This window comes from Geobacillus sp. FSL K6-3411 (genome assembly GCF_037965715.1).
Classification (GTDB): domain Bacteria; phylum Bacillota; class Bacilli; order Bacillales; family Anoxybacillaceae; genus Geobacillus; species Geobacillus thermodenitrificans.
Window position 1 is genome coordinate 2984458 of the sequence record NZ_CP150187.1, and the last position, 24387, is coordinate 3008844.

At 47.4% G+C, this 24387-nt stretch carries 28 protein-coding genes; all 28 read right to left on the minus strand.

All coding sequences use genetic code 11. From position 1 onward, the window contains the following. Positions 1-5: 5 nt before the first annotated feature. A complete protein-coding gene (locus NSQ22_RS15170; RefSeq protein ID WP_171355565.1) occupies positions 6-1070 on the minus strand; it encodes a hypothetical protein in 1065 nt (354 codons plus the stop codon). Between the two features lie 15 nt (positions 1071-1085). Next, complete coding sequence (locus tag NSQ22_RS15175; RefSeq protein ID WP_011888052.1) at positions 1086-1835, minus strand: distal tail protein Dit; 750 nt, start codon at positions 1833-1835, stop codon at positions 1086-1088. Then, positions 1832-3349 (minus strand): hypothetical protein, encoded by a 1518-nt coding sequence (locus tag NSQ22_RS15180; RefSeq protein ID WP_339263740.1) that lies wholly within the window; start codon positions 3347-3349, stop codon positions 1832-1834. The genes NSQ22_RS15175 and NSQ22_RS15180 overlap by 4 nt, the downstream gene beginning before the upstream one ends. A gap of 292 nt (positions 3350-3641) precedes the next feature. Further along, a complete protein-coding gene (locus NSQ22_RS15185; RefSeq protein WP_090952132.1) occupies positions 3642-4424 on the minus strand; it encodes an HNH endonuclease in 783 nt (260 codons plus the stop codon). 110 nt (positions 4425-4534) lie between these two features. Next, positions 4535-5668, minus strand: coding sequence for a tape measure protein (locus NSQ22_RS15190; protein WP_339263743.1), 1134 nt, complete (start codon positions 5666-5668; stop codon positions 4535-4537). Between the two features lie 3 nt (positions 5669-5671). Next, the gene (locus tag NSQ22_RS15195; protein WP_339263744.1) at positions 5672-5884 is read right to left on the minus strand and encodes a hypothetical protein; all 213 of its coding nucleotides are present in this window, start codon (positions 5882-5884) and stop codon (positions 5672-5674) included. Beyond that, complete coding sequence (locus NSQ22_RS15200; protein ID WP_339263745.1) at positions 5859-6287, minus strand: hypothetical protein; 429 nt, start codon at positions 6285-6287, stop codon at positions 5859-5861. The genes NSQ22_RS15195 and NSQ22_RS15200 overlap by 26 nt, the downstream gene beginning before the upstream one ends. A 69-nt stretch (positions 6288-6356) precedes the next feature. After that, positions 6357-7307 carry a phage tail tube protein gene (locus tag NSQ22_RS15205; protein ID WP_339263746.1) on the minus strand — a complete coding sequence of 317 codons (951 nt, stop codon included), beginning with the start codon at positions 7305-7307 and terminating at the stop codon, positions 6357-6359. Positions 7308-7327: 20 nt separating this feature from the next. Next, positions 7328-7765 carry a hypothetical protein gene (locus NSQ22_RS15210; RefSeq protein WP_011888057.1) on the minus strand — a complete coding sequence of 146 codons (438 nt, stop codon included), beginning with the start codon at positions 7763-7765 and terminating at the stop codon, positions 7328-7330. A gap of 28 nt (positions 7766-7793) precedes the next feature. Next, positions 7794-8237, minus strand: a complete 444-nt coding sequence (locus NSQ22_RS15215) for a hypothetical protein (protein ID WP_008881960.1) — start codon at positions 8235-8237, stop codon at positions 7794-7796. Further along, a complete protein-coding gene (locus NSQ22_RS15220) occupies positions 8234-8659 on the minus strand; it encodes an HK97 gp10 family phage protein (protein ID WP_060476145.1) in 426 nt (141 codons plus the stop codon). The genes NSQ22_RS15215 and NSQ22_RS15220 overlap by 4 nt, the downstream gene beginning before the upstream one ends. 5 nt (positions 8660-8664) lie before the next feature. Then, positions 8665-9090 (minus strand): hypothetical protein, encoded by a 426-nt coding sequence (locus NSQ22_RS15225; RefSeq protein ID WP_060476146.1) that lies wholly within the window; start codon positions 9088-9090, stop codon positions 8665-8667. Between the two features lie 6 nt (positions 9091-9096). Continuing rightward, positions 9097-9447, minus strand: a complete 351-nt coding sequence (locus NSQ22_RS15230) for a hypothetical protein (RefSeq protein WP_060476147.1) — start codon at positions 9445-9447, stop codon at positions 9097-9099. A gap of 14 nt (positions 9448-9461) precedes the next feature. Beyond that, positions 9462-10379, minus strand: a complete 918-nt coding sequence (locus NSQ22_RS15235; RefSeq protein ID WP_339263749.1) for a phage major capsid protein — start codon at positions 10377-10379, stop codon at positions 9462-9464. Positions 10380-10419: 40 nt separating this feature from the next. Beyond that, entirely contained in the window at positions 10420-11859 is a 1440-nt protein-coding gene (locus tag NSQ22_RS15240; RefSeq protein ID WP_339263750.1) for an XkdF-like putative serine protease domain-containing protein, read from the minus strand. A 67-nt stretch (positions 11860-11926) separates the two neighbouring features. Continuing rightward, a complete protein-coding gene (locus NSQ22_RS15245; protein WP_081157442.1) occupies positions 11927-12793 on the minus strand; it encodes a phage minor head protein in 867 nt (288 codons plus the stop codon). Further along, a complete protein-coding gene (locus NSQ22_RS15250; protein ID WP_081157441.1) occupies positions 12786-14234 on the minus strand; it encodes a phage portal protein in 1449 nt (482 codons plus the stop codon). Before NSQ22_RS15250 ends, NSQ22_RS15245 begins: the two co-directional genes overlap by 8 nt. 18 nt (positions 14235-14252) lie before the next feature. After that, a complete protein-coding gene (gene terL / locus NSQ22_RS15255) occupies positions 14253-15647 on the minus strand; it encodes a phage terminase large subunit (RefSeq protein WP_339263751.1) in 1395 nt (464 codons plus the stop codon). After that, positions 15622-16161 (minus strand): hypothetical protein, encoded by a 540-nt coding sequence (locus NSQ22_RS15260; protein WP_236934199.1) that lies wholly within the window; start codon positions 16159-16161, stop codon positions 15622-15624. Before NSQ22_RS15260 ends, terL begins: the two co-directional genes overlap by 26 nt. Before the next feature lie 11 nt (positions 16162-16172). Next, the gene (locus NSQ22_RS15265; protein WP_236934201.1) at positions 16173-16706 is read right to left on the minus strand and encodes a ParB N-terminal domain-containing protein; all 534 of its coding nucleotides are present in this window, start codon (positions 16704-16706) and stop codon (positions 16173-16175) included. Positions 16707-16708: 2 nt separating this feature from the next. Next, positions 16709-17821: a phosphoadenosine phosphosulfate reductase family protein gene (locus tag NSQ22_RS15270; RefSeq protein WP_339263752.1), complete on the minus strand. Its 1113-nt coding sequence runs from the start codon at positions 17819-17821 to the stop codon at positions 16709-16711. A 15-nt stretch (positions 17822-17836) separates the two neighbouring features. Continuing rightward, a complete protein-coding gene (locus NSQ22_RS15275) occupies positions 17837-18502 on the minus strand; it encodes a ParB/Srx family N-terminal domain-containing protein (protein WP_099233447.1) in 666 nt (221 codons plus the stop codon). Positions 18503-18595: 93 nt separating this feature from the next. Continuing rightward, complete coding sequence (locus NSQ22_RS15280) at positions 18596-19372, minus strand: phosphoadenosine phosphosulfate reductase family protein (RefSeq protein ID WP_339263755.1); 777 nt, start codon at positions 19370-19372, stop codon at positions 18596-18598. Then, positions 19365-20642, minus strand: a complete 1278-nt coding sequence (locus NSQ22_RS15285; RefSeq protein WP_339263757.1) for a hypothetical protein — start codon at positions 20640-20642, stop codon at positions 19365-19367. The genes NSQ22_RS15280 and NSQ22_RS15285 overlap by 8 nt, the downstream gene beginning before the upstream one ends. Before the next feature lie 71 nt (positions 20643-20713). Further along, a protein-coding gene (locus NSQ22_RS15290; RefSeq protein ID WP_076611651.1) for an IS630-like element ISBs2 family transposase occupies positions 20714-21759 on the minus strand; the annotation gives its coding sequence in 2 pieces (ribosomal slippage) (positions 20714-21253 and positions 21256-21759; 1044 coding nt in all). A 147-nt stretch (positions 21760-21906) separates the two neighbouring features. Next, entirely contained in the window at positions 21907-22137 is a 231-nt protein-coding gene (locus NSQ22_RS15295) for a hypothetical protein (protein ID WP_099233441.1), read from the minus strand. A 710-nt stretch (positions 22138-22847) separates the two neighbouring features. Continuing rightward, the gene (locus tag NSQ22_RS15300; protein WP_339263758.1) at positions 22848-23597 is read right to left on the minus strand and encodes a type II toxin-antitoxin system antitoxin SocA domain-containing protein; all 750 of its coding nucleotides are present in this window, start codon (positions 23595-23597) and stop codon (positions 22848-22850) included. A 2-nt stretch (positions 23598-23599) separates the two neighbouring features. Then, the gene (locus NSQ22_RS15305) at positions 23600-24325 is read right to left on the minus strand and encodes a hypothetical protein (protein ID WP_015983447.1); all 726 of its coding nucleotides are present in this window, start codon (positions 24323-24325) and stop codon (positions 23600-23602) included. Positions 24326-24387: the final 62 nt, after the last annotated feature.

Sequence of the window (24387 nt, forward strand, 5' to 3'; positions counted from 1 at the left end):
TCACCTCACGCCACGACTAGCCAAGGCGAGCAATAGGAACTTCGTTGAAACAGCGCTCCGCTTGCCGGAAACGTTGACGGCATATCCCCAAAAGGAATGTTTGTCGCCCGATAGCCGCCGTAAACTGTATGTGGGTTTGGACGTGGGGACAAATCTTGCAAGAACGTTTGGGCGTCGAATCCTACGATAGGAATGGCACTGACTTGGTTCAGTCCGTCATAATACGCTGTTGCCCCATCGTGCCTTGCAATCCAATAGAACCCCGGTTCTAACTCCAAATCAATGTCCACCATGCCCCACCCTCCGGCCGCCGGAATGGTGATGACAGGGCTTTGAAAGAGCAATTCGCTCGGCCGCAGGCCGTTATCTCGGTAAATGCCGATCCGCAGTGGTACGTCCGTACTGGCCGAATTGAGCTTCATCGCCGCCTTGTTGAATCGGGTTTTGGTTGGCAACGGAAAAGGAAAAGCGTCAATCGTGTTGCCGTAAACCAATATCTGAAATGCGGGCACGTGGCTGTTCACGTTCGCCGTTCCGTCTGCATTCAACGGATTGTAATCGCGCCGAAAATGGCTGACATACGTTCCCGACAACGGATAAAAGGGCTCAACTCCCGCCGGATTATTAGCAAGCAACAGCGAATGTTGATCCACCGCCTGTTGCAACGATGGAATGCTTCCGATGCTCCCGTCTATGCTTTGCCGCCATGCTGAAACATTGGTGATATACGTGAAATCCGCCGCAATCGTATCGTTCAAATTTTGTTGCTCATGAAAGACGACAACACCGTGCGCCGGACTGATTTCGTATTCGCTCGGGTCAACTTGGACGCCGTTTCGATAAATAACAGGCGCCGGATTGTCCAGCCAATTGCGAATCGTTCCCTCATAAATGCGATAACGGATAGTCGGATCGTCTTGATCGGCCACAGGCGTCAATACGTGCCCTGTCTCTTGCGCCGTCTGCATTTCCAAAACCGCCTGCATTTTGTTGATGTCATGTTGCAAGCCTGAAATATGAGCTGCCAAAATGTCTTGGCTTGTTAGGTCGCGATAAGGAGTTTGCGCCATGGTTTCACCTCTTTTCTAAATCCATCGGCTTCGAGCATAGACGGTCGCTTTCTGAATGGTCGCATTTCCCTCTGTGAAAAACTCCACCTCGTTTTCCTCGATGTCCAAAAACGGAAAATCCATCGAGTCTAAATGCTGATTCGCTGATCGCTTGTTCCCGTATCCATCGACAATGTAGGACGTGACAAGTTGGCTATCCAGCACAAGCGTTTCGCCCTGTTGCAACGTTCCCGAAAAACGTACGGACGTGAACGGCGTTCGCACGCCAATTGAGCCGCCGCTGCATGTTCCCTGTATTTCAATCAACGGCTCTGAATACTCGTTCCCCTTTTGTCGGTTCACGACATACACGCCCGCGCCGCTGAACTCAAATACTTCGTCTTCAATTGCATAATAGAACGGATCAGGGCAGAAAAAGTTCAGCGTCCCTTGACCGGATCGAATCAAGTCGTCAATTTCCGTTTGGTCTTGGATGATGGCGTTAATGTACTTGTCTGGCTCATCATCGAAAATGAGTGGCTTTGGCTCGCTCTTGTTCAATTTTCCGGCCAAGAAACGTTTCAATTCAAAATATGACATGTCGAGGTGTTCAAAGATGACCACCTCGACAGGAATGACGACCGACTGATGCCGCTTCTCCAAGAAATACGCGCCATGCCTTCCGGCGATAGACATGGATGCGATTTCTTGCGGCGGCATTAAGGGGCGTCCAATGTCCCGAACGAGTAGATATGGTGAAAGGTCAAACCCGTCATACGTAATCACAAGACGCTCCCTCCTATGCCGTTTGCCCTCATTTTTCCGATGCGCCGTTGACCGAGTTCACGGTCGATATAAGGCGTGACCACTCGCATAATTTCCCTGCCGTCCAAGATGACAGGAACGACAACTTGTATTTGCTCTGCTCCTTGTGCTCCGCTGTTTTGCAGTTCTTCACGGATGATGCTTCGCAACATTCGTTGCGGTGCCACAATCTCGGGGTTTCCTGCTCCGGCGTCACCGACAATCGCTAGCGTCGGCTCGTCAACTACACCACCTGTTGCCAAACGTGGAATGTTCGGTATATTGAACCCAATCGAGCCGCCGCCGCGTCCCCCAATCACCGGAACCCAGTCGGGAATCTTCGGAATCGGAATGCGAACGCTGTTGATCGAGTTAATCATGCGGTTGATAAAGCCAATGACTTTGTTTACTGCGCCACGTACTGAGCTAACCACGCTGTTCCATGCGCTCGATGTCGCGCTTTTCACTCCATTCCATACGCTTGAAATGATACTGCGAATGCTGCTGAACGTGCTTGAAATTCCCGAACGAATGCCGTTGATAACAGAACTGATTGCACTTTTGATACCATTCCACACGCTCGACGTGACAGAACGGATGGCGTTCCAGACTGTTGAAATCACGTTCCGAATTGCATTGAAAACAGAAGAAACCGCAGATTTAATCGCGTTCCATGCAGTAGTCAAAGCCGAACGGATGGCATTCCAGACCGTTGTCGTCATGGTACGAATGACGTTCCACACGGTCGAAATCACCGTCTGGATCGCGCTGAATACTGTCGATACGGCGCTTTTAATGCCGTTCCACGTTGCCGTCAACGCCGACTTGATAGCGTTCCAGACGGTCGATGTCACGCTTTTAATCGTGTTCCAAATGTTCGAGATCGCTGTTTTAATTGCGTCAAAAACGGTAGAAGCCACAGATTTAATCGTGCTCCACGCCGTTGACAACGCGGACTTGATAGCATTCCAGACCGTGATGGATACGCTCTTGATGCCTTCCCATACACTCACGAAGAACGCTCCAAGTGCGCTGAACACGGTTTGCGCCACGCTTTTGATCGCGTTCCACGAGTTCGACAGAAACTTACTGACCGAATCCCAGTTCTTCCATAGCAAAATGATGATCGCGATGAGTGCTCCTATAACGCCTATTACAATCAACACCGGCGCCGCAATCGCCCCAAAACTGACGCCAAGAACTCCCATCGCCGTAGCGATGGTAGACACAATCGGGGCGAGCGTCAAAAATAATCCGGTGATAATGCCAATCACCGTGACAATCGCCGCGATGGTTGCCGCCAGTTTCGGGTTATTAGAAATCCACTCGGCCACTTTGCTAACCACATCAGCAATTCCCCGATACACCGGAGCTAGGGCTGTGTTTAAATCGTTAAACGCCTTTTGCATTTGCACCATCGGGTCAGCATTCATTTGTTGCACGGTCTGATTGAACAAGTCTTGATTCTTGCTCGCGTCACCCAAGTGCTTGTTCATGTTCAGGAGCGTTTCTGCAATGTTATCGCCTTGGTCTTCCCACATGGTCAATTTGTTATCGCAAAGGCTTTTTATCCTCTGCTTCCGGAGGTTTCCCTCATACCCTTTCACGGGATACGGCTGGTCAATTCCAGCCCGGTTCGGCGTACATTTTCAACCAACAAATGTTGGTTGCCGGACACTCTTGGGCGGATTATTGCTCCCTTAACGCTCACCGCCTACGCTCTACGGTGCAGGGTGGTGTTCCCTGTTACCTCGGTGTTGGCATATGAATCGGCATAATAAAAAGCGCTCAAACAGAGCGCCTATTTACCATCGACAGAAATTCATAAAATTGTTGTTTAGTGTTTTTTCCGTATCCATATATATCATGGAAATTTTTGTGACATGTTATGCATAAGGTTATGCCGTTATCCACATCAAGTCGTTTCTCTTTGCACCAATCCCAACTATCCAAGTGATGGGCGATTAAGTTTCCACCTTTATTATCTCCACAACATTGACATGTATAATTGTCTCTTTCATAGACTTGTGTTCTCCACAAACCATAACCTTCAATAAGCCGTTCTTTTTCTCTTTCCTCATCTGTTTTGTTCGGGTTGTAATTAGGATTGGATTTTCCAAAACGTCTAACTCCATACATAGGATTGTTTTCTCCGCTCCAATCCATGTATATCACTTTCGACGGATTGGTTTCTAAATCCCTTAAGAGTTCCGAGTAGCATTTTTTGCAATAAGTAGATTTCTTTTTGCCCGAATGATAACTTTTTCCACATCTTTGACATGTATGAGAATATTTATTTCGGTTATATTCTCTTTCGCAATCTTTGCAATAACTAAATGGCTTCTTTTCTCCTTTGACAGTTCTAAAATTAAATTCGTCTAACGGCTTTTCTTTTAAACATTTAGAGCAATATTTATAACCGTCTTTTGGTGTTGGTAACAAAGGAGTCTTTCTTCGTCTTAAATTTTCGCACCGTTTGCATCTTTTTCTACGCCCATCAGGATAACGTTTGTCTTTCACAAAATCATCTAATTGTTTTTCTTCACCACAATCACAACAAACCTTATTCATTTTACAACCTCCCGTAGTTGTATCCCGAATAATTAAATGAAGGGCAGGCAGTCGGGAATCTGCTTTTCGGGGCGTCCCCCTAGCCCTTTATAATTATTATAACATACTTTTTATGCCGATTCACTTAGCTTCCACCGATTTTGCCCGGTTTTGTTTCGGCACAACTTTCGTTTACCGAAAATAGCTACCCCCAAGGCGTTCCGCTTTGTCTCATCGTCAACGTTCATCAACGCTTTGGCGACCTGTTGCATGGCCTGCTTTCCTTTGTCACCGCCGGCCGCAACAGCCTGTCCCCACGTTTGTAACTGCTTGGCTGAAATGCCTGTTCCCTGCAACAGCTCCTTCATTGAGTCGTCAACGCCTTGGCCAAACTCAGCCAATAGGATACGCCCCTCCTTGAGGCCATCCAAGAGGTTATCTATGTTCCAAGTTCCGGTCTCAACGCCAGCCGCGAAAATCGCTTGAATTTCTTTGGCGTCAAATCCAGCTCGTTGCAGTTGTTGGCCGTACTCAGAAATGATGTCGAGTTGTTCAGGAGGGAATCCAACACGTAGCAAGGCGTTGACTAGTTCGAGCGCTTGCTGATCCGACATTTCAAGCTCGCTGCCAATCTCGTTCACTTCTTGGATGAGCTCCGTGAAGTCAATTCCTGAGTAGGCAGCCGCAATCGCTCCGGCTCCCTCGACAATCTTTCGGTTTGCGGCGTCACTCGCATCTGCGTTTAGCGCAAATTGACGCCGTACGCCTTCTAGGGCGCTTTCCGCGTCAATCCCGTACGCTTTGACCGTGTTTGTTGCTTCTTTGACTGTTTGGATAGACTCGGGAGGAACGTCGAAGGATACGCGAATTTTCGTTTCCGTGTTTACGCTCTCTAACGCTTTCCCGACAACCGCTGAAATGCCTGCGCCTGTCGCTAAGCCGGACAGAACGGGCTCAAAATCAATGTCTTTCAGCGATTTTTGGGTATTCTCCGCTTCATCTTGTAGTTTCTTGAGTTCGCCCCTTGCTTGCGACGTATCCACTTTCGGGGAGGGCATGGAACGGATGGTTTGAGTGAGTTCTCGGATCGCTCCTTCCAGTCGAACGATTGAAGACAGGTCTGCTTGAATATCCAAATCCGGCATCGACTCAATAGCACTTTCAACCGATTGGAAGGCCTTTTCGGCGTTTCGTGTGACGCGGTTCAAAATGCCGGACACCTCGTCTACGCCGGAAATGGCAATTTGAACGACTTGATCCGCCATGCCTCATCTCCCCTTTCGTAAACGCGCCCGTGAAGGGAGTTTCCTTCTCAATTTCTCCGCTTCTTTTTGGCGCTCTTTTTGAATCTTGTTATGATGGGCGATTAATATCTCTTGTTGTAACGGCGTCATGTAAGGAACATCGAGTGGTGAAACGCCGCACTCTTTCACAAGAAAATAAAAATTCCTTCCTTCACGACTGAAGAAAGGAATCATCATCGTTTTCCACCGCTTCTTGAACTTGTTGCTTGTTGCCAATGCCTGTGATTTCATAAATCCGTCCGGCGATTTCATCCACTAGTTTCGGTGGGAATTCGTTCTCCACAACCTGCTCTGTAATCATCGGGTCAACCGTCCCGTATGCCACGGCTTTGATTGCCGCCCGTTTCCGGCCGCGCAGGTTGGCTTTTGTATCGAATTGAAGTGTTTGTGCCACCTTGCCTTTCAGTGTTGGCGTTCCTTTCACTGCCACACCCTCTTGCATGAGTTCCTCGATTTCCAGTGCTTCTTTGTTGTTCAGCGGTCGAATGTCCACTTCGAATTCTTCTCCATTCCACGTCACAGTCATCGTCTCTTGGTAAGCTGTCCCGTTCAATACACCGGCAGTCAATTTTTTAGCCATTCGTTTTCCCTCCAATTTCCGTTTGTTTTCGTCCCTCTAAAAAACAGAGGATAAGCGTTTTGCCTATCCTCACACGACTGTATACGACGCCTTGTCGTTCGTCAGCGATACTTGAATCGGTCCTGTTCCCGTTGCTTGGTCGAACAAGGCTCTTGCTGTTACCGTCTGAACAATTCCTTCCCGTCCCTCGACAGGTTGGCTCGACGCCGTATAAATCAACCGTGGGAAAATGATGTCCAAATTGCTTCCTAGATGCAACGTGTAGCCGAATTCCTGCAACGTATCAGTGCTTGGACCGTCCGTGCCGCCCCAAAAGGCGATCAGCTCTTGGTCGCTGTCGAATCCAAGGGCAACCTCTAACGTGACGACCATCGAACCCATGAACGCTTTTTTCGGGAAACGAGAGCCAAATCCTTGCGCACTCTCAATGTCCGCGCCCGTCTCCACCGTCAGCGTCAAACTGTTCACAGACGCGCTCATATCCGTTCCGCCCTTTTCAAGCGCCGCCATTGGCGCGGTGAAGACGTTGCCTTCCGTGAATTGAATGTTGGTGGCCAACGGCGCTCGTTTGTCCGATGCGCCTAACGTGTTGACCGTTAGCAACGCCCACTCATTCTCAATCTCCAATTCTAGCGACTCAATCACGTTGCCAAGAAAGACATGCTCCATAATGTCTTTCCCCACTTTGGCTGAAAATGAAGGCATGAGCGCACTACGAGCCGGGTAGAACGTGTGCGTATATCCGGTTGATTCGTCCCCTGTCACCTCGTAGCCGCCTAATGCCCACTTCCAAAACCATCCCGTCGCTTTGTCGTCCAGTGGCAATGTAATCGAACCGCCTGTCGAGTACACGCCTAATTGCGCCAAGCGATCCAGGCCGGAAATGCCTTCATAAATCAGCTTGTCGTCTTCGGATGGCTCAATCGAAACACTTTCAGGGTCTAGCGTTTCCACATATTGCGCCGCTTCCACCCCGAACTTTGTTTCCTCGCCAATCATTAAATAGCGAGTAATTGCCATCTATGAATCACCACCTAAAATTATTCTGATTGACTAGGAAAAGGAATTTGTCTTGTGGTTCCATCTGACAAGTGAAAAATGATGTTGGTTCCGTCCGTTGTAATATCTGTGATGCCAACACCATCCTCGCCCTTGTCGCCTTTGTCTCCCTTGTCCCCTTTTGGTCCTTGCTCTCCCTGTGGACCTTGTGGACCCTGTGGGCCTTGTGGTCCTTGGGGACCGACTAACGATGCCAGCCATTCTTGCTCTGTGCCCTGGAATCCGTTTTCGACCGCGATCTCATAAGCCGATTTCCCAGGTGGTCCTTGTGTTCCTCCTGATTTCAGACTGTCGATATGCTCGTCAACCTGAGCGAAATATTCGTATAAATGAGGCAGCGTATTTCCACCCTCACCAATCCCTAACGAAACAGGAATCTTCAAATGCTTCAAAGGTTTTCTGTCGTCTTTTAGCGACAAGGCTACTCTCCCCCTTACTGTTGATTTTTTACTCCCTACGTTTCACTCGAAAATCAAATTGCACCGCAGACCAACAAACCTGCGTGTTATTGCCCATCTCGTAGGCCGGATCGATTTGTGTTGCACGAACATCCGATACAGTGCCACCTAGCGTCCGATCTTTTACAAGCACGTCATAGACCGTCAACGCCAAGTCATGGGCTTTTTCAAGCGCTTGTTCGGGGTCATTCGCTTTGACGAGCACGACAAAGTTGAACCGTATGTCATGGTCGGCTGTTTTCCCGCCTACCAAGTTAGGAGCATACGGCTCGGGAACAATCCAAATCGCAGGCGTGTGCAACGTCCCGACTCTCACCTTGTCCCCGTAGACAATCCGTTTGATTTCAGCGAGTTCCGGCGCCTGCTCCAATACCTCCCGAACCTTTGCTCGAATCTCCCTGTGAATGTCCTTGAGAGGCTTGTTTTGAATCATATCAGTTTCACTTCCTTCAACGCCTGTTCAACGAAATCGTCAATTCGCCGTTCGGCTGCGGCGATAGAACGCTCAATAAAGCGTTTCGGCTTAATTCCCGGGTGTTTGACCTTTTTGGCAAAGACCACTTCACCGTTTACCTCAAATCGCAACGCTTTCGCTCGCCGCGGATAGATTTCATATGGTCCAGAACCGTAGTTTTGCACGAGTGCATATTCCACGTTCGTTCCGACTGTATAGAACCGCGCGCTTCGTTTTTGCAATTTCCACGAGCTTGCCAAGCGCCCATGGTCTTGCGGAGAAAACTCCATCAAATTGCCCCATACTTCAAGCGCTGTCAGCTCGGTTGCTCGGTTTAACGCTGTTCTTATCTTCGGAATCAGTTGTCTCAAATCTTCCTTGCTGATTTCAGCATCAAACATTCTTATCACTCCCCTACATAGGGATCTGACGAAAGAAATACATCGATTTTCTGTCTCATATACGGCTGCAATTCCGTCTCCAAGTCTTTCGTGACATCCGATGTATTCAAAATAGAGACGGCAAAGTCATTAATCTGAATAATTGGGCTTGATCGTTGTTGTTGAGCAACCGCAACAACCTTGGCGACAGTCCGTACTAATATGTCTTGGATCGCCAAGTATTCGTCATCCTTTTCAAGAACGGTGCGCTTGAGTCTGGCATGGATATGCGACGCGATTCGCTCAATCCACGTAGACAACAAATCGTCCAATTTCTTTTCGGGATCGCTGATGTCCGGTGGAAATCCAAAATTATCCGCAGAGACGCCCGTCAAATCACGGACGTCCTGCGGAGTGACAACCTCGGTAACGGATTTTTCAAACAAGGACATTAGCCATCACTCTTCTTTCAACGCTTCTAGCTTGTCGATGAGAGTGGAGCGATTCTTTCCTGCTTTCTCTTGGGACAACGCTTCGTCAACGGACAGTTTGCCTTCTTTGACCGCTTGTAGCACCTCGTCAATCGTCATGTCTTGCACGCCCAATGAAGGTGCATCGGTCTCGGCAATGTCGCTACTCTGTTTCGTTTCATCTTCGCTCACGATTTCCACCTCAAAATCCCGCACCGCTTTCACGGTCAGATATTCACGGTTGGAAACCGTGATTTCTACAGTTTGGTTAGGAGGAAACTCGACACCGAGACGGTATCGAGTTTTCTTCCCTTTGTTCACCACTCGTAATGTTTTCATCCCTGCTCACCTCATCAGCCAGTGTATCCTTTACCGACGACAGCCGCGTTTTCATCCTCGTAGTGGCAGTCAACACGCAAGGTCGTGACAAAGTCCGTCCGGCGCAGTTTCGGTTGGCGATCCGGTTCGATTCGAATGTCTCGATAGATGCCGTATACAAGGTTGGCCGGGTTGACTAAGAGCGCCGTTCCGGCGGGCATGTTGGCCGCATCGACGACCGCAATACCTTTGTACGCTAGTTGTGTTGCAGTCGTTTGTGCCGTGTCGCCAAGTCCCGTACCACGAGCACGGAGGACGTCACGGTATGCGTCTTCGATGTCCCAATGGACGTAGAAGCGCCATTGCGAACGGTCACGCAGGTATTTTTTCGGCAAAGCCTGAATCATCGCATCAAACATGGCTTCGACGTCTGTGGCGTCAAAATCAGTCGTGCCTTGAACAAGGTTGGCCGCTTTCTTGAGCCATCCGTCCGTTTTGGCCAAGAACGGGTCGCTGCTCGATTTGTCACCGTTGAGGAACAGTTCTTCGAGGTCAACGCCGACACGATCAGCAATCAACTGAATCAGCGTGTCCTCAAATCCTTCACGTTCGATGTTGTCCTCGAGTGTCGAGTCAGTGATGCCAGAAATGCCAATGACCTCAACCGACTCCAGTTTGTTCGTGCTGAAATCCGGCTTCGTTTCGCCGCTTGGAGCTTGATCTTCCGTCGCCCCTTGCAAAATTCGAGAACCAAAAGCAATACGATCAATGTCGTGTGTGTGGCTCGTCATGTCAATCCGACGAGCTTCATCCAAAATGCGTGTAGCTTCGGAAACTGTACGCACGAACAGTCGTTGTTTTGCCGGAGTCAAGCGAGATGCTCCTAGGTCATTCGTCGTGATGGCTTTCAGAGCGTTTTCTAATTTTCCAAGAAGTACATCGTTCGTGAACATATACTCAACACTCCTTTTCTAATTTTGTGTCGGACACAAATTATTTGCGTTTAAAGCCAAACGGATCACGATCGTATTCGTCTTTCGGATTCGATTTTTCCGCCACTCCATCTTGACCCGTCAGCCGCTTCGAGAACGGGATTTTTCGCTTGAGTTCGTCAAGCTGTTTCATGACTTGCTCGTATTTTTCTTTGTAGTTTTCATCGTCGCTCTTTGCCGCCGCTTCTCCTTGAGCGTTGCCTTTCTCCTGCTGTCCTTGTGGCTCTTGCTGTTCTTGTTTTTCTTGTTGTTTTGGTGGCTCTTGAGCCGGTACCGCACCTTTCAGCGTATTCATGATCTCGGCCAGCTTGTCGTTTACTGGCTTCAAAGAGTCGTCAATCATCTTTTGAACGTCCTCGACTTTCACTTCTTCGTCACCCTCCTTCGATTTGCTTGCGCGCTCTTCTTCAGCGATCCGCAGGAGCTCGTCAATGACCTCCTTTGCGGCTTTCAGCTTCTCGTAGTTCGCATCGGAAATTTTTCGCCCCGCCTTTTCGGATGGTTTTAGACCGAGCTTTTCTTTTAATCTATCGAAAAGGCTTTTATTCGCCCGCTGTGGGCTTGTTTCTTCTTTCGAAAGGGTTACCCCTTGCTCAACGTTTTCCTCGCCTCTAACGGCCGCCTGCGCAGCCACAGCGAGGTTTTGCGAGGATGGTTCCTCAACAGGGACGACATTTTCTACGATACGAACCTCTTGCAAGTCGCCGACGAATTCAACGTCTCCCTGTTCATTGATCGTGTAGCCGATTTGGAACAATCGCGTGCTGCCCGTTTTCATATCCTGAATACGGACGATCACCGAGTCATCAAAAATCGAATGGACGTGTGAATCGATCACGTTGCTGTCGAACGTCTGATAGACTTTCCGACGCAATAAATCGGCGAGGTGTTCATACGAGCCTTGAAGCGCCTTTTTCACCGCTTCTTCCCGGCTGTTCTTGCTCTTAATAGCGATGAATTTCGCTTTTGGCACGGCAGGCTCGTCAACAAGTGAAACGGCATTGACCACCCAATCGCCGGCTTCTCGCTCTAGGTCAGCCAGTGTCGTGCGTTTCGCCGCCTCTTTTGATTTCAACGCCACTTTTGGGACGCCCATAATCGAGAAGCCTGTCAGTTTCCCTTCCTTCACCGCCTGCCAGACTTCCTCGTCCTGAACACGAACGCCCATCATCCAACTTCCTTTCGGCACGGTTAAATCCTCGTTAATCTCCCAATCAAACGGCAAGATGTACGATTCCACCACCTTGCCGACATTGTTCAGCGTGTGTTGCAAATCGATGTTGCCGTATTGCTCTAAAAACTTGTGCGCTACTTCCTCGATTTTTTCAGCGGATACCATGTCACCGTCGCTGTCCGGCTCGTTTGGAACGAGAACGGGTCCAAACACAATCCGCTTCTCCTCGTTCTTGTGCGTGACTGGCGCTGTCAGTTCGTGTTTCATCCTTTCACTCCTTTCTGTTTGGAATCATTTTGAGAAGCCCTCTACCGCCTGAATGAAATCACCCCCTTTACGGATAGTAAGGCGTGCGAGTAATCGCCTCGCCCTTTTTCGGGATATACGGACGGCATCGGCATCGACAGTTGATCCATTCCTCGATGGGGCCGGAGCGATCCAACGGGTGCATCAGCCCGTTTGAGAATCGTTCATCCATCCGCACCACCTGCCCGTGAAGCGAGTAATGGTCGGCACGGTCTCTTGGGTTTCTTCCCCTCACTCGACTGTCTCTGACCGTCAACCACTGCTTATACCGAACGTTGTAGTCTTGCATGGTCTGGACAATGCCGATGTTTTGCGCTGCCTGCACCTCGGTTCGTGCGATGGTCTGTAGCCGATGGTCCCGCAGGTCTTGGAAATCTGCACGTAAATCCACCGCAATGTCGTCAATCCCTTTGCCTTCCTCGTATCCACGAACCAACGTGGCACGGAAATCGCCTTTAATTCGCCGGAATGTATCGTCCGAAAAAACATAAACGCGCTCTCGTAATTCCTCGAGAACGCGCTCACTGAATTCAACAAAAACCAATTCCAATCCCTGTTCGAGAATGTCCTCGAACGTCAATTGTCGTGCTACGACCGCGCTTTCGACAGCTGCTTCGGCAATCTCTTCCTCCATGTCTGCGAAAATCGGGTCTAAAATCTCGGCAATAAATGATTCCTGTTCGAGAATCGACAGTGGAATATAGCCAAGCTCTCGCAACCGCTGAATGAACAAGCTCTCAAGCCCGACTTGCAATCGGACAAGACGCTGAGCAAGGCGTTCCTCGATTTCGGAAATGCGTTCGTCCTGCTCTTTAAACGCAGGAAGAGCGCCGTGCTCAACAAGGAATGACACAAGCTCGCGATCCATTTCCAACAGCTTGCACACCTTACACATGCTTGCCGCCTTCTTTCGTAGCAATATCAATCAGTTTGGCGTGCAACTGTTTCAGCGAGTCCAATACCGCACTCGTATCCGCTTGCTGTAGTGCGTCAAGTGGTTGCCCGAAAAGGTAATGTCTATCTAGGTTCGGATTGTCAATCGGCTCCTTGCCTAACTCCCGCAAAATCATGTTTTGCGTGTACGCGCCAATGTCGAACAAGAAGCGCAGCTCCTCGATCTTCGCCTGCGTGTCCTTCGTGTCAATGTCGTTGAAACGGAAACGCCAGTCGGTGATTCCTAGCCCGATGGATAGCAATCGGTTCATCACATTTTCAAGCATATCTTGTCTCGGCTCAATGACCGATTGCTTGTAGATTTCCGTTGACTCCCTCGCCGTTGAGCCGCCAAGCGACCCCTCGACGACAATCCCAGCGCGATAAGGCGGAACGCCATGCGCGGACAAGACTTCATCACGGTTATCAGTCCTCAACATTCGGAAACTTGCTTCCTTCGTCTCTACAGACAACGCTTGGAACTTGATTTCGACCGGCGTGGTTGAGTAATCCCCTTGCCCTTTTTGCGCTGTCACCACGAGCGTTGAATGCCGATTTTTCTTGATGTCCTGTTGAAAGTATCGTCGGATCAATTGCTTCGTTTGCTCGTCGAGTTCCGCTCCTGTCACCGTCACGACATACGCTGGAACGGCGTGATTTTCAAAGAAACTGATGTTGTACTCCGCCCGCTCCCGGTCGGAAATAATCGCGCTTAGCGCGGGCAAAATGTCCGGCAAGCCGTAATAGTCACTCCGGCTCGTATAATTGTGGACGTGAATGATTTCTGTTGCCCGTCGTTCGATCGGAATTGAACCGGCAGGCGCGATTTCGCCCGTCACGTAGTCCACGTCATTTTCAAAGCCAAACCGCTTGAACCATACCTTCTTCACGCCGCGAATTTGGCAATATCGGTTCATATCCTGATGAACGCGAACCGTATGTGCCGGAATATGCTCCAGACCGACAAGCGTGCCGTCTTCGGCTCGGATGACCTCATAATATCCGTTCCCAATGGAATCGTAGTCCACCATCACGTTGTTATTGATGTCGGTCAGCGTCTTGTACGGGTTCGGGTTCTCTAAAAACTGCATGGCGATTTCGCGCTGCTGTTCGCTTGGGTTGTTCGTTTTCGCTTCAAGATACCATCCTAGCCCTGCAGTATCCCGCGCCTTCGTTTTAACCGCTCGATAATGGTACGGGTTGATTTCGAGCAATTGTGCCAGTGCTTCAAAATTGTAAAGAGGTTCGACAAGCCCCAATTCCCCATACTGGCCGTCAAAACGGTCGCTTGGAATGACTCTCGACTCGCCCGATTGTTTGATCGCGTAGCGTTCGAGCGTGCTTTCCTCGATGATTTCCCCATCACTAAGAACGAACGCCTTAGCCACTGGCTTTTGCTGCATACTGCTTCCCTCCCTTCGTTAGAAGACGTCCACTTTGATTGTGCCTTTCGTTCCCGATCTGTTGAGGTACTGCAACGCTTGTGATGTCGCGTCCACTTGGTCATCTGTTGGCGCGTTCGGGAACGCGACCAATTCCTCGACATAATCATGCACCCACGGCGCGATGCTTGGGTGTGGAATATAGACGTTCCCGGCTTCAAATTGGGGTGATACGGCGTTCAGGCGTTCAACCTTCGTGCCGCTTGGCATCACTGGCAACATGCCGCTGACTTGATTTCGCAACGTATTGATGATGGCCGTGCCGTTGGCTCGATCTTCAATGAGCTTCGCTTGCGCTTGTGGCCATTTTGATGTCAATGAAATAATCGCGCGAATGGACTCTGTGAAAGACAGCTTCGCGCGCACTTGGTCAAGCAGGTATTTGTTTGCTCCCTTTCTGCCCCATACCTGTCCAACGACAAACGACCCGTCGTCCGTGTCCTTGAAAGCAAAGTCCCACGATTGAATGTATTCGTCCATTTGTGCAGGAGCTTCCCTGTAATATTTGAACCACGAGCGATGAATAATCGCGCCGCTTGGCGGCGTTGGACGCTGTTGGTAGAGCGCGTTCCATGTTCGGGAACCGACCGTCTTTTTCGTTTCTTCCGCCCACTTCTCGTCAAATCCGTACTCCGGCCATAACGGCTCGCCGATTTTTCGACCTAGCAAGTCGTTTTCGGAATCGCAAATCGCAGGCAAGGAAACCACTGTCCACCGCTCTGGCTCGTGTTCTAAAAGCCGTCCGGCAAGGTCATCCTCATGCCATCTTGTGAGAATTAAAATAACCCGTCCGCCGGGTTGCAAACGGGTGGATAGCGTGTTTTGCCACTCATTCCAAAGCATGTTTCGATACGTGAGCGAATCCGCCTCTTTGCGGTTCTTGATCGGGTCGTCGATGATGAGCAAGTCCGCACCTTGCCCTGTGATCCCACCGCCAATCCCGACCGAAATCATCCCACCGCGATGCCCTTCGACGTCCCAACTCGTCACCGAATTAACGTCTCTTGAAAGACGGATGCCAAACAATTCCTCGCCAAACAATTCGATCTTTTGACGGTTGGCCTTCCCGAACCGCCTTGCCAATGAATCGCCATAGGAGACTTCGATGACTCGCCTGTTTGGATTGCGCCCGATAAACCATGATGGGAACGTCTCGGTAACCGTCATGGACTTGGAATGACGCGGCGGCATGAATATCATGAGACGGTCGATTTCGCCCCGTTCCACTCTCATGAGATAATCGCAAATTAAATCCGAATGTCGAGACGGGCGATAGCGCCCAAAATGGGTGTATTCCAAATAGACCGAGTAATCTTCTTTGGCTAACTCTTTTTCGAGCGTATCTAAATTATTCAGAATCTCGCTTATTAGCATTGCGCTTTCGGATAAGTCGCTTGATAAGCTCCCTTGCTTCTTCGTCTTCGAGAAGTTCACTGACGATGTTGTGCTCCACTCTGATTTCGTATTGCCCATGATTCGCCACCTGCCCCGAGTGGTTCAAGTCTGCTGTCAGTCGCTCTTTGCGCCCCCACCGTTCGGGGAACTTTCGCTCAAGACGCCATGCGGCCGCCTGCCAATTTTCTTCCGCCGCCTTGCCGATGATCGCTACATCTCGTATCTCCGCTTGCGCCAGTGCCTTTTCTACTGCGTTGGATAACTCGACAAACGGCTGTTCGCTTTTCTTCGGCCGCGCATTCGGGTTCTTCGCTAGACGTTCTTTCTCCCGCGCGCCGCGTTTTAGCCAATCATAAAATGTTGTTTTGTTGATTCCCACATAAGCACAAGCCGTTTCAATGTAGTTTCCTGCCCGAATCACTTTCACGAGTTCTTCCTGCAATTCGGGAGTAAGCTTCGTCGGTCTTCCTCCTGCTCCTCGTTTCTTTGCCATCGCCGACACCTCTACATTTCCATATACACTCGTGCCTTGCTGTATTGTTGCTGATGTTGCGTGAGAATCTCTAAAAATTCCTCTCGGCTGAAACGCGATAAACGAAATACTTCTTCCGGTTTCATGCCAAGCTGTTTGCTGATCTCTTGAATCGTTTTTCCGCTGTCGAGCAATTCTTGGACGATCTTTTTCATCGGCTCAAGCAGATGCGTGCCCCGTGCGCGGTTATGGGTGATCGTGCCGTACATATCCGCCGCTCGGTCGCCTTGATGGTCGACAATCACAACCGGAACGACACCGCCTAGACGGTCATGGAGTTCGGGATCACCCGATACAGTCCAGCGATGGAATCCGTCGATAATCGTATAATCCGGCCGGACGACAATGGGAAGCGTCCACCCGTTCATGAGGATCGATTGCTTTAACAGTCGTAAATTCTCTTTTGTAACACGGTTTGGGTTGTAATCATTCGCCCGTAACTTCTCACGCGGCACGAATTGCAATCTTTTCAGCGGTGCCAGTAAATCTTTCATCCCTTCGCTCATCGTTATGTCTCCCTTCTTGCCTTCGAATAAATATTCTGAATCACCGCTCGAAACATTCTTCGTTTTGGATCACCCGTTATCAACGCCTCATAGATTTTCTGCCATTCCCGTTCCTGAATCAGTGGCGCGGCTTTTATGCAAAGCTTTTTATACGACATGGCGATTTTTCGTTCATGCTCTGTACGAAAATTCGCCCGAACGTTCGATAGTATCTTGAGCACTTCCTTTTTGTAATCTTTCTTTTCCTCTCCGCCCTCTTTTTGCAACTGCCGACGCGTTTGTGACGAACGCCGGAACATTTCCGTATCCCAATATAGTGAGACAAGATAAGCGTTCGGTTCTCGTCTTGTTACTCTCTCCATTAAGTCGGGGTAAAACTCATTTAATTTGACAAGCTGTTTGGCCGTGTCGATGCTGAAAAATTGCGAGACACGCAGGTCTTTTTTTGAAGCGCCTGCTTGCCACATATACATGTAAATCTCGGGAATCTCAATGTGATGGTTTTTAATGAATAGCCACACGTCGTTGTCTGTCCAATCATAAATCGGATAGCATTTGCCGCCTAATGTAACGTTGCCGATCTTGGCCATGTATTTTTTGCGTTGAATGCTTTCTTCGGCTCTAGCGGCGATAATGGTGATCCCGTCCGCTTCTATGCGTTCGAGAAACTGTTGGTACGTGTCCTTGCGTTCTTTTAGTAGCGGATGAGAAGAAACGGAAAAACTTGGCTTAGGACGCACCCATACGTCTTTCTTTTCTTCATCCCAACAAATGAAACTCTCATCATCTTGCAACGAGTTAAGGCAATTGAAATGACGAACTTGGATGCAAAACCATGTAAATGTCGCCCCAGCCATCAGAAACTTTTTCCGCCATTTCTTGACCGTTTCCTCGATGCAAGGAAAAATCGCCTCTTCATCAATGAAATGGATATGAAGCAACGATGGATCGATCCGCCGCTTTTGAATTAAGTCAAGTAAGATATAGGCAAGGCATAACGAATCCTTGCCACCGCTGAATGAAAAGTAAATCTTGACCCCATTTGAAAACAGGTTTTCGATTCGTTTATATGCCGCTTCGACGACGGTATATTTCGACTCTTTTGTAACAATCATGATTTCTCACCGTCCCTAAAGAGGAAGCGAGAATGTTTCCCCACAGTGGGGGCAAGTAATGGTGCGCGTCGCCGAATTGTCCGTCTGCGGCTCGTTATCGCGAACCGCATCGATTGGTGCCGATGGTACATAAGCGTTCGACGATTCGACGCTCGGTTCGGTTGTCGGGTTAGTAGGCTGAACCGCCTGCATTTCACTCATTGCTTGCCGTTGAGTTTTCTCTCGGCGTTTAAAGGTCTCGATTGTATCTTCATCAAGTATGCCAAAACGTTCAATTTCCCCCTCAATTTCTTCTTCACTTGCCATCAGTTCGCGGAGAAAATCCTCATCGTAGCCTGGAATGTCGAAGTCGTCAATCTCGGATAACAATTCCAAAATCACATCGCTATTGTCAAAGCCAAGCGAATAGATTTGATTGTCAGCAATCATTAGTTTTTTCTTCTTGTTCTCTGATAGGTTCGTATAGCGTAGCGCTTTAACCTCTTGCACCCCGTACTCTCGCAGTGCCTCGACGAATCCGTTCCCGACTAAAATCATGTTATTCTCATCGACAACCACAGGGCGATATTGCCCGAATTGCTTATAGCTGCGATATAATTCCTGCAGTTGTCGCTTCGTATGAACCCGTACATTCTTTTCAGGGTGTTTTAACTCATCAATACGCACGATTTCAATATTCAAAGCTCTCAATCCCTTCCTTTTGTAGTTTTGCTCCTTCGAATGGCCTCAAGTCTGTGTCTGGTTTCTCGCCATTGAAGCCAAATACTCCACACATCAATACACTTCCTCCTGCAAAAAATCTCGCGCGGACGGAATCAGTTCGGCAGCTTCATAGACAATGGTTGGATCAATCACATACACTTCACGCCAGCCGTTGCGAATAGAGCCCGTATATTGACGGGCTGGCCAACAGCCTGTTCCGACTTTGAAACCATTCGGCCAACTGTAAATCGGCGGCATAGGAAGATGATAATAATGAATCGCCGCCAAAATGTCCTCATGACGCCAATCTTTCAACGGGCTGTACCGCGTAATACCTTTGCGGTTGGTATATACCCCATCGGTGCCCGTGTAATTTCCATCTGCCTTTCTTCGGCCAAGAAGAATCATATCCAGCCCATGCCTTTTGTAATAGATTTCTTGTCCTCTGTGCTGAACGATGCGAAACCACTTTGCCGCAGTATTCGCGTCTTGTGGAAATAACATGTCTAAGTTTTGAGATAACCATTTCAAATCCTGTCCGGTATTAATCACTTCTAGTTGATGCGGCATATGATCGGTTACCCAACGTAAAAACGCCGGATATTCGAGGTTGTTCATCACGAACACACACTCGTTCACTCCGGCGTTTTCAGAAACGAGCTGAAGGACAAGGGAATCCTTCCCACCACTCCAAGCAAAAGCGGCCTTTTTGCCTTTGGTTTTCCTCTTGATTTCCTCGACAGTCCTGTCGATGAGATAGTCGATTTCTTGCTTGCTGACAATATTCTCAATGTTTTGTAGTGCTTCGAGCCAGTCCTCGTTCCTTTGCGACTGTTTCTTTTTAAGCATGACGTCTCCACCTCGTTAACGCAAGCGCCACCGCTCCGGCAAGAACGAGAATTAGAATGTTCCCCGCCAGACTAATGGCCGTGTTTCCAATCATTTTCCCGTAAACAAACGTTGGAAAACCGATCAACATGGCTGCCAATACACCATAAAATGCACCACGCTCGGACAGTCGAACGTCCATCAGCGTGAGAATGGTGACGACTAATGTTGTGGATCGCAGTGCTCCGTAGAACAAGAAAAAGTCGACGATGGTCGCCGGAATATTTGAGCAAATAATCGCCGCAATAGTCATCACAACCATGCCAAGACGAAAATCTTTCATGGATGCGCCTTGCTTCATGTCATGAACAAGTGCAGAAACCGACGACAGGTTGCTGTCTACCGTCGATGCAAGACCGGAAATGAGCATAAACATAAACAAGACAATCGCCCAGTAAGGCAAGTATTCATTAACAATTTCGAAGTTGACCATCGCCGGATCACTAGCCCGAAACCCACTTCCATATGCCATGAATCCAATGGTACTCATCAAAAGAGGTACAGTCGCGAAGACGATGGCTCCCCAGAAGAATGCTTTGCCGACATCTTGTTCTCTAACGCTTAATGCCCGCTGCCAAAAATTTTGATCGCCAAACGGGCCGGAAAGCAGGCCGATGACAGTCGGAATGCCAAACGCCAACATAACTTCGATCCCGTGAGCGTCAAAGAATCCAATATCGCCCTGATTCTTCATGCCGCCCAATCCTTCTATAATGGAGTGAGCCCCCACCTCATCGGCTAACATAGGCACGATAACAACTAATCCACCGAAAATGAAAAGAAATTGCCAAAAATCAGTCGTGACTGACGAGACAATTCCACTGTGCAAAGAGTAGACTAGGATAAACAGGCCGAGAATAACCGTTGTCGCCCAAAATGGGATGCCAGTCATCGCATGAATTACTTTTCCTCCAGCTACTAGCTGAACAATCGTCGATAAAAACGCTAGGCCAGTTAGTTCGAATAAATAAATTCTCTTCACTCGTGGAGAATATACATGCTCCATATATTCGCTCAACGTATATCCTCTAGGCAACTTTTGGCGCAAACGTTTGGCAAACGGAATAAAAAGAATTAAGCAAAGTACATTCGGTACAAGAAACCACAACAGCCCAACCAATCCGTCAACATACGCTTTTTCACCAGACACAAAAAGCGCAGGTGCCCATATCCATGTTGCCGCAATCGACAATGCCATTCTCGGCCATGAAATGTTCCGGTTGCCCGCCAAAAAACTCTCCTTATCCCTCGCTTTGGGCTGAAAAAACGCAATCGCCCAGATATATAAGTTGAATTAAAGATTTACAACTGAACACACAAACGATCGATCGTTTGTTCTGGTTTCTGGTTGATTCGCTGAATAAAGGCTTGGACATTCTTTCTAATTTCTTGCACACTCGAATAGAACACGTTGTAAATCACGTCTGATTTCAGCCATTTCCATAGCCCTTCAATCAAGTTCAATTGCGGACTGTATGGTGGCAAAAAGACGAGCTCTAACCGATCTTCGTGTTCTTTTAAAAATGGCTGAATGAGTTTGGCATGGTGAATTCGAGCGTTATCTAAAATCATCACTATTTTGCCTGTGGGATAGCGTTCTAACACAAGTTGAAGAAATCGAAGAAATGTTTCCGCGTCATAGCATTCTTCTTCGATGCAAAACACTTCCCCTGTTTCGTAGTTCAACGTGCCAATCAGCTTCAGCCCTTGATGTTTTCCAAACGTCGGAATGATTCGTTGTTTTCCTTTGACAAACCATGTTTTTTGAATCGCTTGGTAATCACGAATCATCGACTCATCTTGAAAGAGGACATGGGCGATGTTCCCATCTACCAGTTTTTTTTTACTTCAGGGAAGGTGATTTCGACGAATTCTTTTTGTTTCTCTTCATCGGCATTGGCTAGTGTATAGGTCGGTTTCGTATAGCTTAGCCCTAACCGATGCAGAATGTCACTTGTTCCGCGAAGCGTGTATGTTGGCCCCCACTTTTGTTGAATGAGTTCAGCGATTATCGCAAGCGTCCAATTATATTTTGCTTCGAATCCCACATCTACGGGGAGCTGATGTTCAATGATCAAAGCCAGCTCTTTTTCCTGCTCAGGGGTCAATCGACGTGGGGCGCCAGGTGAGTATTTCATCTCCAGTCCATCAAGACCGCGCTGGGCGTAGGCATGAATATAGTTATAAATAGTTTTCTTGGATCGACCAATAATCGTTGCGATTTCTCCTTTGGTATATCCCTGCAAATGAAGATAAATCGCTTGGTAGCGTTCATATGCTCGTTTACTTTTTGCTTCTTTCATGGCAGTGGACAACTTTTCGATCTCGTCTTTGTGATTTGGCATCATATTTTCTCTCCGTTCCCCTATTTTCTCTTTGTATTTATTCGCCGTGGAACGGGAGAAAACCTTTATTTCAATTTATATAGCAAAGAAATAGGAGATTAGCATCAAAACGTTTCCCCAGTTCATAATGTTCTCCCCTTCGCTCTCTCTTTAGTACCAAGTCGGCTGTTCTTTTGAATGGCTTTTCAATACTCGTTTTTTAATCCGCAAACATCGTTGACAATAAAATAAGTCGATTCGCATCCACATCGGATCGCTTCCATCAGCGCCCCCGAATACTTGTTTTTTCGTTTCTAAATGATCATATTGGTGTAAACATCTTCTGTGTCGACGCCGTGATCCTTGCCCTTTTCCGCGTCCTTTTATATCTTCCGTCTTCATGCTTTTCCTCCTTCGCAAAATAAAAACCGCCTCTTTACGAAGCGGTCTTACAGCATTTTCTTCATGTTTAATAAAAGAAGCCGTCGCTCAATCAGCGACAGCCTCTTTGCGAGGAAGGGATTTGTTGGGCTCTTCTCGGTTAGTCTGCTCCACTCACGCGCATACATGGTAGAGGGTATTCATTTGTTCAGTATCATTTTATCACAAAAAAACGTGCCAAAACTGACATGTTTTTGACGTTTTATCGTTCTCCACTTTTAGTTAGTTTCAAAACAGAATGGATTTTCCTACATTACTTTTTCGTCAAATTCCGACATCCGCACACACCGCACAAATGGACAGGAAACAAGATATGGCACTTGCCACTTTGCCCATATACAGTTTTTGCACTTGTGGCGTTCGTAGGCACGTTGGGCTTTTTCTTTGTCGCTGTATGGATACATAACCATAAACCTCACTTCATGATCTCACCGTAGCTTTCATTACATGAGCTTATTGTTTCCTGTTTTGCGTTTCTAATTCATTGCAAATAAAAACGCCACCCAATCGGGTGACGCTCATGGAAGGGGGATTTGGTTGATACCATTGTAACACTTCTAAACAGAAATATTCTTTCATCTTTCTGTCATTTTTCCTTCACTTTTCCGTCAGTTTTCTGTCGTTGCGTCTTATTAATCATTGCTTAACGAAAACCCTTTTGTTTCAAAACTCTATTGAATTACATGGTGGTATTGAAGGATCAAATCATCCGTTATTACAGCATTTTTTCCCGGTTTATACACTCTATCCCAAGGTCCGCCTGGTCGATGTGTTTTATAAACGAGTTCCTGAGCACTCAAATGCCCATATTTTTCAAAGACATCTATTAGACAGTCTAACGCTATCAAACCATGCTCCGAGGATGCAATTTTCATGAAAGAAGGGGTAACCGCCAGTTCCTCAGGATATATACAAACTGTTTCGTCCTCTTTATAGTCAATTATAGAAGAGCCATGAACTTTGTATTTATGAAAAACACTTTCCACCACAGGCCCATATTTAAACGCCAGTATCGGTTCCCTAAATAATTTTTCGCCAGTACGTAATAGAAACTCCGCATATGCAAAGTATAATAATTTTTGTAACTTCAAATGCGATGATGGTATAACTGATAAGATAAATTTTGCCACGTCATATGCGGTTAACTCCTGATCTTGTGAAACCAGTTCAATGAACGTTTCTATGTCACTTGTGATAATTACGTCTTTAAAAAAAGCATCCCTCTGAACTACAGAATCCCATGATACAGAATCAGTAGATAATTTATGAATGCCTAACTGTACATCTCCACACTTTTTCTTCACTTTTGCCAAAAACTCATGGATGATTTTTTTATCAAGTTTTTCCTCGTCAGCGTAATGCCATCCGATCCTTTTGCCTTCTGCATAATGACTGACAATGGCTATAAAATGAAACGCCATAGCTAAACACCCCCTTCAAATTCGCTCGAATTTTTATAAATAGCCGCCCATTTTACATACTCTTGTTTATGTATACGATGGGAACGTACATTTTGTTCCTCATCGCTTGAGTTCCATATTTGCAACTCCCAAGGAAAATATGTATTGCTCTCTCCATAAAAATATATGTGTGTAGCCTTGTATCCATTTTTAGACGCATTCATCTTACGAATTTTGTATTCAGTTTTTATGTTTTCACATAAAGCGTCGAAATATACACAATCATGATCAAAATCATCAACAATGATCCTGAATCCTAACAGATCATTTAAACACTTATTCAACGGATAAAGCCCTTTATCCTTCTTACCTACTCGATAATACTTCAATTTATTCACAATTGATTCATTTTGTTTAACACGCAAACGACAATCCAAATGCTGATATGTAAATTCAAAGTCAATATCAATCACCAATTCTTCCAGCTTATAAACATAATTCTTTATCAGCGAATAGAAAGAGTTATCAAGTATAAAAACCTCACGATCATCAACCACTAAAGAAACATCCCTGATTAACTGCTTTTTCAAATTCACAGGAGCGTAATTCCCTGAACGAACCCATTCTTTCGAGAAATCGTTATGTAACTTACAAATGTCTAAGACAAGTTTTTTTATATCATCATAATAACAATATGGCTTTATCTTTTCCATATTTCCTTTTTGGATAATGTCTTTATATAAAGCCATATGGAATCCTACCCTTTCGCAAAGTGTCTAGTTAACCAAATTATGGAAATTCAGATCATAAT

Bases quoted from the DNA above. Each gene is read 5' to 3' on its own strand.
- NSQ22_RS15300 (WP_339263758.1), bottom strand. From the start codon at position 23,597: ATGGCGTTTCATTTTATAGCCATTGTCAGTCATTATGCAGAAGGCAAA.
- NSQ22_RS15185 (WP_090952132.1), bottom strand. From the start codon at position 4,424: ATGAATAAGGTTTGTTGTGATTGTGGTGAAGAAAAACAATTAGATGAT.
- NSQ22_RS15260 (WP_236934199.1), bottom strand. From the start codon at position 16,161: ATGGCAAAGAAACGAGGAGCAGGAGGAAGACCGACGAAGCTTACTCCC.
- NSQ22_RS15215 (WP_008881960.1), bottom strand. From the start codon at position 8,237: ATGATTCAAAACAAGCCTCTCAAGGACATTCACAGGGAGATTCGAGCA.
- NSQ22_RS15195 (WP_339263744.1), bottom strand. From the start codon at position 5,884: ATGATGATTCCTTTCTTCAGTCGTGAAGGAAGGAATTTTTATTTTCTT.
- NSQ22_RS15190 (WP_339263743.1), bottom strand. From the start codon at position 5,668: ATGGCGGATCAAGTCGTTCAAATTGCCATTTCCGGCGTAGACGAGGTG.
- NSQ22_RS15240 (WP_339263750.1), bottom strand. From the start codon at position 11,859: ATGAAACACGAACTGACAGCGCCAGTCACGCACAAGAACGAGGAGAAG.
- NSQ22_RS15200 (WP_339263745.1), bottom strand. From the start codon at position 6,287: ATGGCTAAAAAATTGACTGCCGGTGTATTGAACGGGACAGCTTACCAA.
- NSQ22_RS15295 (WP_099233441.1), bottom strand. From the start codon at position 22,137: ATGAAGACGGAAGATATAAAAGGACGCGGAAAAGGGCAAGGATCACGG.
- NSQ22_RS15265 (WP_236934201.1), bottom strand. From the start codon at position 16,706: ATGAGCGAAGGGATGAAAGATTTACTGGCACCGCTGAAAAGATTGCAA.
- terL (WP_339263751.1), bottom strand. From the start codon at position 15,647: ATGCTAATAAGCGAGATTCTGAATAATTTAGATACGCTCGAAAAAGAG.
- NSQ22_RS15270 (WP_339263752.1), bottom strand. From the start codon at position 17,821: ATGATTGTTACAAAAGAGTCGAAATATACCGTCGTCGAAGCGGCATAT.
- NSQ22_RS15230 (WP_060476147.1), bottom strand. From the start codon at position 9,447: ATGAAAACATTACGAGTGGTGAACAAAGGGAAGAAAACTCGATACCGT.
- NSQ22_RS15220 (WP_060476145.1), bottom strand. From the start codon at position 8,659: ATGTTTGATGCTGAAATCAGCAAGGAAGATTTGAGACAACTGATTCCG.
- NSQ22_RS15170 (WP_171355565.1), bottom strand. From the start codon at position 1,070: ATGGCGCAAACTCCTTATCGCGACCTAACAAGCCAAGACATTTTGGCA.
- NSQ22_RS15225 (WP_060476146.1), bottom strand. From the start codon at position 9,090: ATGTCCTTGTTTGAAAAATCCGTTACCGAGGTTGTCACTCCGCAGGAC.
- NSQ22_RS15250 (WP_081157441.1), bottom strand. From the start codon at position 14,234: ATGCAGCAAAAGCCAGTGGCTAAGGCGTTCGTTCTTAGTGATGGGGAA.
- NSQ22_RS15205 (WP_339263746.1), bottom strand. From the start codon at position 7,307: ATGGCAATTACTCGCTATTTAATGATTGGCGAGGAAACAAAGTTCGGG.
- NSQ22_RS15180 (WP_339263740.1), bottom strand. From the start codon at position 3,349: ATGAACAAGCACTTGGGTGACGCGAGCAAGAATCAAGACTTGTTCAAT.
- NSQ22_RS15305 (WP_015983447.1), bottom strand. From the start codon at position 24,325: ATGGCTTTATATAAAGACATTATCCAAAAAGGAAATATGGAAAAGATA.
- NSQ22_RS15245 (WP_081157442.1), bottom strand. From the start codon at position 12,793: ATGTGTAAGGTGTGCAAGCTGTTGGAAATGGATCGCGAGCTTGTGTCA.
- NSQ22_RS15235 (WP_339263749.1), bottom strand. From the start codon at position 10,379: ATGTTCACGAACGATGTACTTCTTGGAAAATTAGAAAACGCTCTGAAA.
- NSQ22_RS15280 (WP_339263755.1), bottom strand. From the start codon at position 19,372: ATGCTTAAAAAGAAACAGTCGCAAAGGAACGAGGACTGGCTCGAAGCA.